The 15470-nt window shown below is 36.9% G+C and carries 13 protein-coding genes; all 13 read left to right on the forward strand.

The features are described from left to right. The first annotated feature begins 33 nt into the window (after positions 1-33). Complete coding sequence (locus tag ACFOOI_RS17890; RefSeq protein WP_379839419.1) at positions 34-903, forward strand: nuclear transport factor 2 family protein; 870 nt, start codon at positions 34-36, stop codon at positions 901-903. Positions 904-1314: 411 nt separating this feature from the next. Continuing rightward, positions 1315-1812 carry a GbsR/MarR family transcriptional regulator gene (locus ACFOOI_RS17895; protein WP_379839420.1) on the forward strand — a complete coding sequence of 166 codons (498 nt, stop codon included), beginning with the start codon at positions 1315-1317 and terminating at the stop codon, positions 1810-1812. A gap of 69 nt (positions 1813-1881) precedes the next feature. Further along, a complete protein-coding gene (locus tag ACFOOI_RS17900) occupies positions 1882-2679 on the forward strand; it encodes a DCC1-like thiol-disulfide oxidoreductase family protein (RefSeq protein WP_379839421.1) in 798 nt (265 codons plus the stop codon). Between the two features lie 4 nt (positions 2680-2683). Next, the gene (locus ACFOOI_RS17905; protein WP_379839422.1) at positions 2684-3574 is read left to right on the forward strand and encodes a TIGR01777 family oxidoreductase; all 891 of its coding nucleotides are present in this window, start codon (positions 2684-2686) and stop codon (positions 3572-3574) included. 158 nt (positions 3575-3732) lie between these two features. Further along, the gene (locus tag ACFOOI_RS17910) at positions 3733-4356 is read left to right on the forward strand and encodes a hypothetical protein (protein ID WP_379839423.1); all 624 of its coding nucleotides are present in this window, start codon (positions 3733-3735) and stop codon (positions 4354-4356) included. Between the two features lie 81 nt (positions 4357-4437). Next, positions 4438-4779 carry a hypothetical protein gene (locus ACFOOI_RS17915; RefSeq protein ID WP_379839424.1) on the forward strand — a complete coding sequence of 114 codons (342 nt, stop codon included), beginning with the start codon at positions 4438-4440 and terminating at the stop codon, positions 4777-4779. A 116-nt stretch (positions 4780-4895) separates the two neighbouring features. Next, the gene (locus tag ACFOOI_RS17920) at positions 4896-5570 is read left to right on the forward strand and encodes a 3-keto-disaccharide hydrolase (RefSeq protein WP_379839425.1); all 675 of its coding nucleotides are present in this window, start codon (positions 4896-4898) and stop codon (positions 5568-5570) included. Between the two features lie 166 nt (positions 5571-5736). After that, complete coding sequence (locus tag ACFOOI_RS17925; protein ID WP_379839426.1) at positions 5737-8019, forward strand: GH92 family glycosyl hydrolase; 2283 nt, start codon at positions 5737-5739, stop codon at positions 8017-8019. A gap of 91 nt (positions 8020-8110) precedes the next feature. Beyond that, positions 8111-8653: an RNA polymerase sigma factor gene (locus tag ACFOOI_RS17930; protein ID WP_379839427.1), complete on the forward strand. Its 543-nt coding sequence runs from the start codon at positions 8111-8113 to the stop codon at positions 8651-8653. A gap of 208 nt (positions 8654-8861) precedes the next feature. Beyond that, complete coding sequence (locus tag ACFOOI_RS17935; protein WP_379839428.1) at positions 8862-10004, forward strand: carboxypeptidase-like regulatory domain-containing protein; 1143 nt, start codon at positions 8862-8864, stop codon at positions 10002-10004. Positions 10005-10313: 309 nt separating this feature from the next. After that, the gene (locus ACFOOI_RS17940) at positions 10314-10844 is read left to right on the forward strand and encodes an SCO family protein (RefSeq protein ID WP_379839429.1); all 531 of its coding nucleotides are present in this window, start codon (positions 10314-10316) and stop codon (positions 10842-10844) included. Positions 10845-11150: 306 nt separating this feature from the next. Next, a complete protein-coding gene (arsS, locus tag ACFOOI_RS17945) occupies positions 11151-12215 on the forward strand; it encodes an arsenosugar biosynthesis radical SAM (seleno)protein ArsS (RefSeq protein ID WP_379839430.1) in 1065 nt (354 codons plus the stop codon). A 66-nt stretch (positions 12216-12281) separates the two neighbouring features. Then, complete coding sequence (locus ACFOOI_RS17950) at positions 12282-15470, forward strand: SusC/RagA family TonB-linked outer membrane protein (RefSeq protein WP_379839431.1); 3189 nt, start codon at positions 12282-12284, stop codon at positions 15468-15470.

Genomic DNA, 15470 nt, shown 5'->3' on the forward strand with positions numbered 1-15470 from the left:
CATCATAATTATTTAACAAAACAAATGACAAAGATGAAATCAATAGCATTGGCAGGTTTAGTGGCTTCGGCTACATTTTTTGGCGGATGTGCCGCTAACAAAAGTTCAATTTCAAACAATAACAAAATTACGAAAATGGAAATTTCAAACAGAGAAAAAGTGGTGGCTTTGGTAAAAAGCATAGAAACCGGAGCTCACGAGCCAGTGGCATATATAAACCCAACTAAATACATTCAGCATAACTTGGGTGTGGCAGACGGGCTTGCGGGTTTTGGGGCGGTGTTGCAGCAGCTGCCACCTAATACGGCAAAAGCAAACACGGTGAGGGCTTTTCAAGACGGCGATTTTGTATTTACTCAAACAGATTATAATTTCTTTGGTCCAAAAATCGGATTCGATATTTTTAGATTTGAAGACGGCAAAATAGTGGAACATTGGGACAATCTAATAGAAAAGCCAACCTCGCCAAATCCAAGTGGACATACCATGATAGACGGCCCAACCGAAATCAAAGATTTGGATAAAACGGAGGCAAACAAAGCCTTCGTAAAAGGTTTCATAGAAGACATTTTGGTAAATGGCAAAATGGAGAAAATCGGCGGATATTTTGATGGAGATAACTACATCCAACATAATCCACAGATCGGCGATGGGCTTTCGGGTTTAGGTAAAGCTATGCAATACATGGCTTCAAAAGGCATCTCTATGAAAATAGATAAAGTGCACCGCGTATTAGGCGAAGGAAACTTCGTGTTAGTGGTGAGCGAAGGAACTTTCGGGGGCGTGCCTACTTCATATTATGACCTATTTAGAGTAGAAAACGGTAAAATAGCTGAGCACTGGGACGTAATGGAGACAATTGCTCCAAAAGCAGAGTGGAAAAATGCCAACGGTAAGTTTTAATTGGGAAGCCAAATAAATATTCATAGCATTCTCTAAATTTTACGCCAAGGTCCCTCTTTTGGGGCTTTGGCGTTTTCTGTATTTAGGAGTCTCTCCGAATTATAGCCTAGCGTGAACTTCTTAATTAAGTCTACTATATAAAATTGACATTTAGGTAAAAGTTTGTGAAATTCTACGGATTTTTTTTAAACAAGCTTTTATGTAAATACTAAAGAGCACGATTTAATTTTAGCTACTAAAACGTATTTAAAGTGCTTTTTTTATTATCAATGATAAGTTTCTGTGGCTGATGTTGCTTTCGTTTAAAAGGTATCAATATGTTTTTCATTTGGGGAAAGTGAGTTTGTTTTAATTAAATAAATTATTTCCTAAAATAATAGGAAGTTCAGAAAGGGTGTTTATATTTGTACTATGAATTACAAAGAAGCAAAAGAAGAGTTTATTCAGTTATGGGGTAGTCTTGGCACAAACTGGGGGATACCAAAAGCTATGGCTGAGATTCATGCTTTACTTTTGGCCTCCGAAAATCCGCTAAGTACCGATGAGATTATGGATGAACTAAAAGTTTCAAGAAGTAACGCAAATCTTAACATCAGGGCTTTAATAGATTGGAGTTTGATTTACAAAAAACGTATTCCTGGTGAAAGAAAGGAGTATTTTGTAGCTGAAAAGGACATTTGGGAAGTAGCGGTAAGGATAATTAAAGAGCGTAGAAGGAGAGAGGTGGATCCTGTAATAAGAGAATTGAAAAACTTATCGAGTTTTGAGGCTGAAAGTTTTGAAGAAAAGAACTTTAAAAATCTATTATCAGATACACACGAATTGGCAAAGAAGATGAATACAATAGGAGACATGGTGGAGCGTGCTGAAAAATTGAATTTCGTTAAGTGGGTAGTAAAAGGATTTTGATTTTTTTTAATTTTAACTTCCTAAAATTTTAGGAAATACGAAAAGTATAGAAATTTAACAACTAAAAAAATGAAAACATTAAACAATCACAAGCTTCTTATAGACAATGAATGCCCCATGTGTAGAATATACGGAGGGGCGTTTGAAAAGTACAAATATGTAGAAAAAGGCACCTGCTTGGCCTATCAAAATGCGGATGAGTATTTGATGACAGTAGTGGATAAGGACAGAGCACGAAACGAAATCGCATTACTTGACACCAGTACCAATGAGGTGATTTATGGAATAGATGCATTGACAAAAATTTTAGCTTTAAGAATTCCACTAATTGGTAAAATTATGGATTTGACTTTTGTGAAATTTTTCATGTCGTACGTATATAAATTTATTAGTCAAAATAGAAAGGTAATTGCTCCATCTAAAAACCCACAAAGCGTTTGTGTTCCTGATGTTCAATTAAAGTATCGAATAGCCTACCTAGTTTTAGTAGCTATTTTTTCTTCAATTGTCCTTAATAAATATATGATTGATGTTTATTCGCTCATAAATCTAAATTCAAGTTTTGGTAGAGAGCTTGTGATTTGTTTTGGGCAATTGTTTTGGCAATATCTCCTTTTGAATAAAATTTTAGGCTCTCAAAAATGGGAATACATGGGCAATTTAAGCACCGTTTCTTTAATAGGGACTTTCTTGGTTATACCAGGTTTTCTATTGCCGGTTGAGTTTAAAGTTATGTGGTTTGGTCTAGTAGTTTTGATTATGACTTTAGAGCATTTGAGACGAAGTAAGTTACTTCAGATTGGAATTTGGCCAACCGCTAGTTGGTTGATTTATAGGTTTTTAGTTTTGGGGCTTTTGTTTATATAAAATTATGAAAATAATAATAGCAGGAGGAAATGGCTTCCTTGGCAAGGCATTAACAAGACATTTTGAAGAAAATGGGCATCAAGTTATTATTTTAACAAGAAAACCAGTTGCTGCCAATCAAATAAAATGGGATGCAATACATTTAGGCGAGTGGACTGCATGTTTAGAAGGAGCTGATGTTTTAATAAACTTGGTAGGCAAATCGGTGGACTGTAGGTATACTCCCAAAAACAAAATTGAGATTGTATCTTCTAGGATTGACAGCACAAGAGTGCTTCAAAAGGCTGTTGAGGGTTGTATTAACCCTCCAAATGTATGGCTAAATGCCAGTAGTGCCACTATTTACATTCATGCCGAAACACAGATAATGACTGAAGAAAATGGAATAATAGGCGACGATTTCTCAATGAATGTTTGTAAGGCTTGGGAGAAAGAGTTTTTTGATTCTAGTAACAAAAATATAAGGAAAGTAGCCTTAAGAACAAGTATCGTGATGGGAAATAAAGGCGGTGCATTTCCAAAGCTTGCATTAGTTACCAAGTTAGGACTAGGTGGAATTCAAGGAAGGGGCAATCAGATGGTAAGTTGGATTCATATTCAGGATTTTTGTGAGGCGGTTTCTTTTATAATTCAGAACGAAGAGATTTCAGGTTCGATAAACATTACAGCACCTGAAAGATTAACTAATGCGTTGATGGTGAAAGAATTAATAGCCAAATTTAAGCCATTATTTGCACTCCCTTCGCCCGTGTTTTTACTTGAAATAGCTTCAATATTCTTGGGAACTGAAACCGAACTATTATTAAAAAGCCGAAATGTGTTTCCTCAAAAACTACTTGATGCAGGATTTGAATTTAAATATTCAGATTTTAATGCTTGTCTAAAAGCACTTTAAAATTTTAGAATTAAAAGTCCTTTTAGTTGTAATTATTCGTCTTTTTAAATAGGGTTTATTGAATAAAATCAGGGCTATTTAAATAATAGCTTACTTTTACCTAATTATAAAAAGCATAGTAAACTCATTTGTGACTCAAATTCGAATACTTCTCTTTAATGAATCTAAAAATACACCTCAAGCCATTCATTTATTTAAATATTGCATTTTTTGTGGTGGTTATTGTCGAGACCGTTGCACATGAGTTTGGGCACTATTTGGTGGCAGAAATGCTCGGCTATCATGCGAGGCTACACTTTGGTTCCACTACGTGGAGTAGGGGCGTGCTCGATACCGAGGTTGTGAAATGGAATCATTTTTTGATCACTTTGGGAGGGCCACAGCTTACTGTTACGGCAGGCACGGCAGGTTTGTTTTTTTTAGTGCTTTATGGAAAAGCATTTCCAAAAAAAATGCCGAGCTTCAAACAATGGGTTCTGATATTTACTTCATTGTTTTGGCTCAGACAAGGCTCCAATTTGATGGTGATGATCCTGCTTTTTATTAAAACGGGTAATTTTAAGTTTAAAAGCGACGAAATAAAGCTCACCCAATATTTAAATTTCCCTCCGTTTACGCTCACGTTTGTTTCTTCATTTATTAGTTTGGTAGTATTTGTATACGTGGTTCGAACCTATGTGCCAAAGTTTTTACAACTGACTTTTGTAGCAGCAAGTCTCATTGGCGGCATCTCAGGTTATGTACTGTGGCTTCACGGTTTTGGCAAATATATTTTGCCTTAAAATCTACTTATTTTACTTTTCGAAAGATTATTAGTATTAAAGTGTATTTTTGTTACGCAAGAGTTAATTTCTAATTATTAAATGAGAAAAAACAAAAACATACTCCCTCCAAAGGAATTTGCAAAGCGGGTGCTGAAATACAGTATTTTTTCGCTGTTATTGGTAGTGATTTCATTAGGAATTGGTATACTTGGGTATCATTATATTGGAGATTTGGGCTGGATAGATAGCCTTTATAATGCATCTATGATACTCACAGGCATGGGGCCAGTAAATGTCATGGAATCAAACAACGCCAAGGTTTTTGCGTCTATGTATGCTATTTTTAGTGGGGTAGTTTTTTTGAGTACAGTAGCCATTTTCTTTTCTCCTTTTGCCCATAGACTCATGCATCTGTTACACATAGAAGAAATTGAGGATTAACCTATTTGTCAAACATGTTTCTTATTTGGGTTTCTAAAATATTGAAGAGCTTAATATTTAACTGATTTTTTTTAAAACATTGATGATTTAAACATATAACATAATAGAATTTTACCATGAAATTTAAAGTCATTTTTAGTATTGTCGCCATGTTTATTGGTGCTGTTCAGTTTGTTTCCGCCCAAAAAACCAAGTTATTTAGTGCAAAACACAAGGATACTTTTTATGGGTTTGAACCCAGTTTAGGTCGCATAGAAAATCCTTCAGATTTGTTTAATATCGAAAACAAAAAAATACATCTTTTCGGGCCTAAACCGGGCTATTTAATTACGAAAGACTCATACAAAAACTTTGAATTAAGGGCTCAATACTGCTGGAACTTAGACTCAACGATTACTCAAAAACCAGGCAAGAAAAATAGTGGGCTTATGTATTTGGTACCTCACGGCACCAAAGATACCCTGTGGCCAAAAGGCTTTCAATATCAAATAAAAGAAGGCGGTACCGGAGACTTTGTATTGCTTCAAGAAGTAACTGTAGATGTAAAAGGCATCAAAACCACAGCAGGTAGAAGTGTAACTTCCGCTCGTTTTTTAGATGCAGAAAAACCATTGGGCGAGTGGAATACCATAGTTATTACAAAAAGCAATGGCGTGATAAAACAAGAGCTAAACGGTTTATTGGTAAATGAAGGAACAAACCCAAGTATAAATGAAGGCCGTATCTTACTGCAGTTTGAGGGCTATCCGATAGATTTCAGAAAGATTTATATTCGAAAAAAGAAGAAATAAGCATTTTGACTTTTGTGGTAAAAACCCACTTTTTTTTTAATAACCGCTATGAAAAGCCTACTGATACTTTTCCGTTAATTATTGGTGTCCTTTTTATTTTAGAATTGTACTAAGGTTTTTACGCTTATTTTTATAAAATAATATTCAACCTTTTCTATCAAGTTCTATGAAAAAAAGTTTTGCATTTCTATGTTTAATCTTGGTTTTTTCGGCCTGTAAATCTACCAAAAAAACGCTAGTCGGCTTCGTAAACCCAATGATAGGCACTGCACCCTCAAGCACACCAAGTACACTCAGACACAGCGAAGCCAAAGAAAATAACTCGCAAGTGGTGCCCTTTGTGACGGTGCCTTTTGGTATGACCAACTGGACGCCACAAACACAAGCCACGGAGATAAAATGCGTGTCGCCTTATTATTACAAAGATTCCATATTTACGGGTTTCAGAGGAAGCCATTGGCTTAGCGGCTCGTGTGTGCAAGACTACGCCAGCATGACCATTATGCCGGTTTCGGGGGCATTGAAAGTACAGGCCCAAGACCGCGGCGTAGTGTTTTCCCACAAAAACGAAATGGCTTCGCCCTACCTGTATACCTTAGATTTGGTGCCTTATAAAATAAAAACAGCCATGACGGCCACTTCCAGAGCGGGACTTTTTGAGTTTACGTTTGGCAAAGAAGGGGAGGCCCACGTAGTAGTAAATCCAAATTCTGACGAAGGCCAAGGATATGTGAAAGTTATAAAAGAAAAAAACGAAATAGTAGGCTACAATCCCGTGCACAGAATCTATCAAGGCAGCGGCACTTCGGCTGGTTTTAGTGGGTATTTTGTGGTTCGGTTCCAAAAAGCCTTCTCTGGTTTTGGAGTTTATGAAGGTCAAAATGTGTTGGCGAACCAAATAGAGATTTCGGATAAGAAAAACTTAGGAGGCTACGCTACTTTTAATGTAAAAAATGGAGAAAAGATATTTGTAAAAATAGGCACCTCATTTACCTCCATAGAAGAAGCCCGTAAAAACTTAGATGCAGAAACCACCAATTTGAGTTTTGCGGAAGCGGTTAAAAACCTTAAAGCATCATGGGAAAAAACACTTCAAAAAGTGAACATAGAAACGCCCATTTATGACGACAAGGTAAAGTTTTACACAGCCATGTATCACAGTTTTTTACACCCAAGAACCTATAGTGATGTCAGTGGCTCGTATCCAAAGTTTGGAGGTGGCCAAGAGGTCATGAATATTAAAGACGGAGTCTATTATTCAGATTTTTCTATGTGGGATACCTACCGAGCTTTGCACCCACTATTTAATCTTTTGATTCCGAAGCGAAACGGCGACATGATGCAAAGTCTCATGCTGACAGCCAAGCAAGGCGGTTGGTTGCCGATATTTCCGATGTGGAATAGCTACACTTCAGCCATGATAGGCGACCACGCAGTAGCGGCTATTGGCGATGCTTACATCAAAAATAACGTGGAAATAAGCGAAGAGTCGTATCAATATTTATTAAAAAATGCATTTGAATCTCCAGCCACTCAAAAAGAATACCTCGAAGGCAAAGGAAGGCGAGGCCTTACTTCTTACTTAAAATATGGGTATGTGCCGCTAGAAGACAAAGTTTTGGAGTCGTTTCACAAAGGCGAGCAGGTTTCTAGAACCTTGGAATACGCCTTCGATGATTTTGTATTGAGTCAAATAGCACAGAAAAAAGGAGATGCTCAAAATGCAGAAATCCTTAAAAAAAGGGCACTGAATTATAAAAATGTATACAGCCCGGCTGATTCTACAGTGCGAGGTAGATTTATAGATGGCAGTTTTACAGACCAATATGACAAGTTTATCCGAATGCCGTATATCACCGAGGGCACGCCTTATCAATACACGTGGTATGTCCCGCAAGACATAGCGGGCTTGGCTCAGATTATGGGCGGCGAGCAGGCTTTCGCAGCCAATCTTGACAGGTTTCATGCCGCAGGGCAGTATTGGCACGGCAACGAGCCGGGGCATCAGATTCCGTTTTTGTATAACTATGTTGGGCAGCCTTGGAAAACCCAGAAACTCGTGAGGGAGATTTTAGAGAGCGAATATGACAGCAATGTGGGCGGCTTAAGCGGAAATGACGACGGCGGACAAATGTCTGCATGGTATGTATTTGCGGCTATGGGTCTTTACCCGGTCAGCCCTGGGGTGCCTGAGTATATTATTTCTGGGCCGCAGTTTGAAAAGCTTTCTATCAAGTTCGAAAATGGTAATATCCTTAAAATGGAAGCCAAAGGGGCCTCACAAAAAGACAAGTATATACAGAAGGTTATATTTAACGGAAAAGAAATTTCGAGTCCGAGTATCTCACATTTTGAACTTATTAAAGGAGGGAGATTGGTGTTCGTGCTTGGTAATAAGCCAAGTAAGACTTGGGGGATTACAGAAAGACCTTACTCAATTTCGAAATGATATTTTTAATTGCAAAAAAATAAAAATATTTTTAATCCTTGCCGCAAGTTTTAAGTCCAAAGCGTATCTAATCAAATAGATCAGAATTGATTTGGAAGAAAATAAACTAATTTCTTTGCTCAAACAGCAAGATGAAGCTGCATTTAAATTTTTGGTAGAAAAGTACCAGAGGAAGGTTTATAATGTGGTGTTGTCATTGGTGCAAAACCTCGAAGAGGCCGAAGACCTAGCACAGGAAGTGTTTGTGGAGGTGTATCAGTCTGTTGGGAGTTTTAGGGGAGACGCTAGCCTAAATACCTGGCTGTATCGGATTGCCACCACCAAAGCTCTAGGATCTATTCGGAAAGCCAAAGCTAAAAAGCGGTTTTCGTTTTTGGGGAGACTTTTTGGTGAGGACGACGTGCCCGATGTGCCAGATTTTGAGCATCCGGGTGTGGTTTTGGAGCAAAAGGAAATGGCGGGCGTACTTTTTAAAAGAATCAACGAGTTACCCGAAAATCAACGAACGGCATATACACTGGCACAGGTAGAAGGCCTTAGTTATCAGGAAGTAGCGGCGGTGATGGAAATGAGTGTTTCGGCCATAGAGTCTTTGTTGTTTAGAGCAAAACAAAAACATGAAAAATCAAAATAAAATTAATAATATCTAGTTTCTAGAGAAGTTTGAAATTTTTGAATTGGAGCAAAGACTATAAAATAGATGGTGTACAACCACTATTACAGATAAAGATGGTAATGTTACATACTTTAAAGAAAGGTGTAGTGAACCAGCCGAAAATTAATAACTATTTTATCAAAATGGGGAAAGATTGTTTACATCTTTCCCTAACTATATATTTTAAATGAAAAATCTAATATTTTTTTTATTGACTGTTACACCATCTTTTGCCCAAAGTCTATACACTGGTAGAATTCTAAATAAAAATACAAATGAACCTATATTAGGTGTTACTATTTATTCACAGTTATCACCTACCACTGGAACAATATCCAATGAAAATGGTGAGTTTTCGGTAAAAATAAATGAAAATGGCGAAGAATTCATACTTAGCCATATTTCTTTTGATAAGGTAAAAGTTAAAATTTCTACCAATTCAAATGATACCTTTTATTTAAATCCAGCGAGTTTTACTTTACCTGAAGCCACAGTAGGCAATCCTGCCATTACTTTGATAAATCTGGTCATTAAAAAAGCAATCACTAATAAAAATGAAGAGTATTTTTCGAAGGCGTTTTATCAAAAAACCTCAATTTTTCAAGGCAATTACACAAAACTGCATGAAATGTTTTTTGAAATGTCATGGACTACAGAGGGTGTAAGGTTATGGCACCCAACTACAACAAGATATGCAGAAAAAAAATCACAAAGTTTTACTCATCAAAAATACATTTTTTCCTGTTTTTTGAAAACCAAAGTGTTCAGTGAGTATAAATATTATCCATTGAATACTCAAGATCCAAGTCAAAATTATAATTTTAAAATTATCAGATATTTAAATGAAGGAACTGAAAATGAAATTGCTGTAGTTAATTGTAAACCAAATAAAAGCTTTAAAAACTTTACTTCTTTTACTGGAGATTTGTATATAGATACTCAAAACGAAATTCTGTTAAAAATAGATGGTATTTTTAAGGTACAAGTTTCATCTAAGTGGCACAATACAGATAAAGTAGAGGTTGTCTTTGAAAAGATAAATGGTAGGTCGCAATTTAAATATTTGCATATTGTTTCTACCTCAAAAAAATCTTTTTCAAATAAAAAAAATATAGAAAAAGGTTGGATATATAGTATGGAACCTATTAATAACTTCTCTTCTGACAAATTATTTAAAGAAAATGAACCCGAAGATGATAGAGTATTTTTTAAAAATGCAAAGTATGTTAAAAGTTTTTGGGACAACCAGGTTCCCATTTTTCATACCCAGCTTGAAAAAGAGATAATTGCTTATTTTGAAAAAACAGGTAGTTTTATTGGAAATTTATGAATTTGCTAAAAAAAATACAATCTTTTTTTAGGGGTCGTATTTATTATTAGCAGTTTTTCTAAAGCCATTGACTCGCAATCTTTCATTTATAAATTATGGGAATATGGAATTGGTTATTTTAGCTATCTAGCACCATTGATTTCTGGCGTTGAAGTTTTTCTTAGGATTTTCGATATTATTAAACTGCAAATTAAGATTTAGTGCAATATTTTAATTGGAGCGAAGCATTCCCTCTAAAAGCAGCATCAAAATCAGTAAACTTATCAAATACATTTTGATCTAAAATAGACATTCTCTTGCCCGTGTCCATTGATATACTCCATAATTGTAGATTCCCTCATTCGTCATAAAATATCTGATTTTGCATTTTTAGACCAAGATAGCGTGGTTTTTTCTTCTGAAATGATGAAGAATAAAATCCATGTAGCCAATTTTATATTTACGAGTTGTGGCAGTATTTGCCCTACCATGACCAAAAACTTCAAGCTAGTAGGAGATGCCTTTCCCAATGATTCAGATTTTGAAATGCTATCGTTTTCGGTTACGCCTTGGATAGATACTCCCTCAAAGCTAAAAAACTACAAAACACAAAATCAAATCACACAAAAAAACTGGCATTTTCTAACAGGAAACAAAGCGGACATTTATGCTTTGGCTCGTACTTCTTATTTTGCCGAAGAAGACCTTGGATTCACCAAAGACAGCACCGAGTTTTTGCATACGGAACATGTACTTTTAGTCGATAAGAACCAGCACATAAGGGGAATTTATAACGGAACTCTTCAGCTCGAAATGGAGCAACTCATCAAAGATATTACTTCGCTCAAAAAAGAGAATTAATCAAGAATTTTCAATCTTATTTTTTCTTCTTATTTAAGAGTCATCTTTTAATAAAAAAGGTGGATTTGTCTCTAAGATTACCTTTATGTAATTTATTATGGCTTAGATTTGTTAATTATTTTTAGCTATTGTAAACTTAATTAGCTTCCAAGAGTTTTCTAAACTGTCAATTAAAGTTATTTTTTAGCACAGATAATCTATTTATTGACTATTTGCGTATTTAAATTGGTTAAAAAATAACTAGGAGTTAGATTTCCTTTTGCCCTATAAATAATTATTCTTGATTGCGAATTAAATAAAAGAACTATGAATCCAGTAAAATCCTTAAAAGCTCAAAAACATGCACTAGGAGAATCAGAATTTCAGTTACAAGTACTAAATGATTCTGAAAAAATAGGGAAAGAACTCACACATTTTAGTGATAAACTAAGTGCAATTGGCCTTTTTCCTTTAAAACCCCTAAGTTTAGACATTTTACAAATAAATGTGGGTAAAATGTGTAACCAAGTATGTACACACTGCCACGTAGACGCCGGCCCAGACAGAAAAGAAATAATGACCCAAGAGACTATGCAGCAGATAGTTGATTTGGTAGAAAAACATACATTTACCACACTTGACCTCACCGGAGGAGCTCCCGAAATGAACCCGAATTTCAGATGGTTTATAGAAGCGGTAAGAGCCGTGGATCAGCAAATAAATATCATCGTAAGGTGTAATTTGACTATCATTAGAGCTAATCCGAAATATTACGATCTGCCTGATTTTTTCAAAAAACACAGACTTGAAGTTGTGTCGTCGTTGCCAGCCACCAACATGTCGCGGACTGACTCGCAGCGAGGAAACGGTGTTTTCGATGACTCTATCAAAGCCCTTCAGATGCTAAATGAAGTTGGTTATGGACAAGACGGGTCGGGCTTAAAGCTCAATTTAGTTTATAATCCATCGGGTGCCTATTTGCCTTCTAATCAAGACAATATGGAAAAGGACTACAAGCGAGTGCTCAAGTCTAAATTTGATATTGTATTTAATTCGCTTTACTGTATCACCAATATTCCAATTAGTAGATTCTTAGATTATTTGCTCATCAGCGGAAACTATGGGCAGTATATGGAGAAGTTGGTGGAATCTTATAACCCAGTTGCCGCAGCCGGCGTGATGTGCCGAAGCACCTTGTCTATAGGCTGGGATGGGTATATTTTCGACTGTGATTTTAACCAAATGTTAGAACTTAAAGTTAAGTCAAAAGCCCAGCATATAGCAGACTTTGATTTTGATGATCTACTAAATAGGGAAATAATTGTCAACCAACATTGTTACGGATGCACGGCTGCCGCGGGTAGTTCGTGTCATGGTGAAGTAGCCTCATAATTTACAGCTTTCATTCATTTTATTTTTATGATAAAAAATATATTTCTTAGCAAAAGTCTCTATATAATGGGACTTGTCTTTTGGAGCTTGTTTGGTTTTTCTCAAGACCTAAAAAAGGTTTCAGGAAAAGTAGTAGATAAGCAAACTAATGAGCCGATTGTAGGGGCAGCTATTCAGGTTTTGAATACTAAAAAGCAAATTGGAACGACTTCTGACACCGAAGGAGATTTTACTTTAAATGTACCCGAAAATGCAGAAAAAATCAAAGTTTCGATAGTGGGGTATACTTCCAAAGAAGTCACGATTACAGGCAGTGTTTTAGCTATATTGTTAGAGCCGGGTCAAATTTTAGATGAAGTGGTGGTAACCGCACTAGGCCTTGAGCGTCAGTCGAAAAACTTGGGTTATGCTCTCCAAAAACTTGATGGAAAAGAGATTTCGAACACCAAAGCTGTGAATTTCCTCGATAATTTAGCCGGAAAAGTGGCCGGCTTAACCGTGGTTTCGGGCAGCACCGGCGTAGGAGGTACTTCGCGTATAAGTATCAGAGGCGAATCTTCATTTACGAACACCAATCCGCTTTTTGTTGTAGACGGCATTCCGATAAATAACAACACTATCATCAATAATGTAAACGACGACGCCAACGGTTTTATGGAGGTGGACTTTGGAAATGGAGCCATGGAAGTAAATCCCGATGATATCGCGTCTGTGTCGGTTTTGAAAGGGCCTTCTGCTGCAGCTTTGTATGGAACGCGGGCGTCAAATGGCGTGATAGTGATAACTACCAAAAAAGGCTCCCCCCAAAAAGGCCTCGGCATTTCATTTAACTCTACTTTTTTCTCTGAATCTCCTTTTAAACTTCCGCAGTTTCAAAACACCTACGGACAGGGAAACAGTGGAGCCTTTGCCTATAAAAATGGTTTGGGCGGCGGCGTCAATGATAACATTACTTACAGTTATGGGCCTAAGCTGGACGCAGGTATTAATGTGGCACAGTTTGATAGTCCGGTAACTTTGCCCAATGGCAGCACAGTAAGAGCGGGAGATATAGCGGTTTATAGTGGTCAAGCCATAACGCCAACGCCTTTTAATTCACAACCCAACAACCTCAAAGATTTTTACCAAACTGGCAATACTACAATCAATAACTTGGCTATATCGGGAGGTTTTGATAAGGGAAATTACAGGCTCTCGCTTACAAACTTAGACAGCAAATCTATTATTCCGGGTGTGGATTTACAGCGTAAAAACATTTCAACGTCACTAAATTTTTCACCTATACAGAAGTTGAAAATCAGTTCGAATATTAATTATGTAAATTCTTCGAGCGACAACCGCCCTGCTACCAAATATGGCTCTGAAAATGTTAATTACAGTTTAGTGGCTTGGCTTGGTAGGTCAAATAACATAGAGTCACTGCGAAATTACTGGCAACCCGGGCTTGAAAATGTAGAACAATATTCGTTTAATTATACCTACTTCGACAATCCGTTTTTTACACTTTACGAAAACCGAAATGGCTTTAACCGTGATCGAGTTTTTGGCAATATTTCGGCTAAATATGATTTCACGCCTGAGCTTTCGCTTTCCGTTCGGTCAGGTATAGACAATCAAATAGAAAAACGAACTTTCAGAAGAAACTTTAGCTCTAATAGATTTAAACAAGGAGCATACGCCGAGCAAAATGTTTTGTATAAAGAAGTCAACACTGATTTTCTTTTAAATTACAACAAAAACTTAGGCGATTTTATAGCTGATTTTTCGGCAGGAGGAAACCGAATGGATCAAAATGCGAACATGGATCAAACCCAAACACTTTCTTTAGCTCAACCCGGCATTTTTTCATTTTCTAATGCGGCTTCGCCATTGGAATACTACCAAACAGTAGGTCTCAAACGAATCAACAGTTTGTATGGTTTGGCTAAGTTTAGTTATAAAAACTATTTGTTTTTAGACATAACCGGCCGAAACGACTGGTCGAGCTCATTGGCAAGTATAAGTTCGTCTTCCAACACCTCCTTCTTTTATCCGTCTGTTTCGGGAAGTTTTGTGGTTTCTAATTTGGCCAATTTGCCCGAAAGTATCTCATTTGCCAAAATTAGAGCCAGCATAGCGAGTGTAGGAAATGACACCAATCCGTTTCAAACTGCGGGTACTTTTGTGAGCAGCACTGCCGTTGGTGGTTTGCCTACATTTACTGACCAAACCCAAATAGCGAACGCCAACCTAAAACCCGAGCAGATAACTTCGGTAGAAGTAGGGGCAGATGTGCGTTTTTTCAACGATAGATTAAAAATAGATGTTACGTATTTTAATTCATTAAATAAAAATCAGATTCTGTCTTTACCCATTGCGGTTTCGTCAGGTTATGACCAAAGAAGTATAAATGGTGGTGCCGTTCGTAGTCATGGTTTTGAGGCTATTTTGGGAATAGACCTTGTGCATAATTCGCCTTTTAAATGGAATACAAATTTTAACTTTTCTATGTACAAAAACATAGTGGAGAGTCTGCCTGACGGTGCCAAAACCATCACATTAGCTTACAATAGAATATACGACAACGTAAACCAGACCATTTGGTATCAAGTAAAAGAAGGCGGCCGAATGGGCGATATGTACGGAACTGGATACAAGAAAAATGAGGCGGGACAATTTATCATAGGTTCAGACGGCAGGTACATAGTAGACAATACCCTGATTAAACTCGGCAATTACAACCCAGATTTTATTTTGGGTATGTATAATACATTTTCTTACAAAGACTTTTCTGCAAACTTGCTTTTAGACTGGCGACAAGGCGGTCAGTTGGTGTCGAGAACCTTGGCTTTAGCAGGTGTGGCGGGGCAACTAAAAGAAACGGAAAATAGACCCGAAGCAGGTATTGTAGCCGAAGGTGTGGTAAATGTAGGCACAGTAGAAAGTCCTGTTTATCAGCCAAATACCAAGGCCGTAAGTGCAGAAACGTATTACAGAATGTATTATGATAGAAACCACGAGGAAAATAATACCTATGACGCCAGTTATCTAAAAATAAGAGAGGCCTCTATTACGTACAGATTGCCTATTCAATACAAAAGAATAGAAAATGTGACGGTGTCGGTGGTAGGTAGAAACCTTTTTGCATTTAGTAAAATACCACATTTTGACCCCGAACAGTTTGGTATTCAAGGTCAGAAACTCATGTCAGGTGTAGAAGATATGAGTTATGCCACATCGAGAAGTGTAGGATTTAAACTTGGGTTAAATTTTTAA

The organism is Lacihabitans lacunae, from assembly GCF_042649125.1.
GTDB classification, from domain to species: domain Bacteria; phylum Bacteroidota; class Bacteroidia; order Cytophagales; family Spirosomataceae; genus Leadbetterella; species Leadbetterella lacunae.

Excerpts from the sequence above, each read along its gene's own strand:
- ACFOOI_RS17910 (WP_379839423.1), top strand. The coding sequence starts at position 3,733 with ATGAATCTAAAAATACACCTCAAGCCATTCATTTATTTAAATATTGCA.
- ACFOOI_RS17890 (WP_379839419.1), top strand. The coding sequence starts at position 34 with ATGAAATCAATAGCATTGGCAGGTTTAGTGGCTTCGGCTACATTTTTT.
- ACFOOI_RS17950 (WP_379839431.1), top strand. The coding sequence starts at position 12,282 with ATGGGACTTGTCTTTTGGAGCTTGTTTGGTTTTTCTCAAGACCTAAAA.
- ACFOOI_RS17895 (WP_379839420.1), top strand. The coding sequence starts at position 1,315 with ATGAATTACAAAGAAGCAAAAGAAGAGTTTATTCAGTTATGGGGTAGT.
- ACFOOI_RS17905 (WP_379839422.1), top strand. The coding sequence starts at position 2,684 with ATGAAAATAATAATAGCAGGAGGAAATGGCTTCCTTGGCAAGGCATTA.
- ACFOOI_RS17920 (WP_379839425.1), top strand. The coding sequence starts at position 4,896 with ATGAAATTTAAAGTCATTTTTAGTATTGTCGCCATGTTTATTGGTGCT.
- ACFOOI_RS17900 (WP_379839421.1), top strand. The coding sequence starts at position 1,882 with ATGAAAACATTAAACAATCACAAGCTTCTTATAGACAATGAATGCCCC.
- arsS (WP_379839430.1), top strand. The coding sequence starts at position 11,151 with ATGAATCCAGTAAAATCCTTAAAAGCTCAAAAACATGCACTAGGAGAA.
- ACFOOI_RS17925 (WP_379839426.1), top strand. The coding sequence starts at position 5,737 with ATGAAAAAAAGTTTTGCATTTCTATGTTTAATCTTGGTTTTTTCGGCC.
- ACFOOI_RS17935 (WP_379839428.1), top strand. The coding sequence starts at position 8,862 with ATGAAAAATCTAATATTTTTTTTATTGACTGTTACACCATCTTTTGCC.
- ACFOOI_RS17915 (WP_379839424.1), top strand. The coding sequence starts at position 4,438 with ATGAGAAAAAACAAAAACATACTCCCTCCAAAGGAATTTGCAAAGCGG.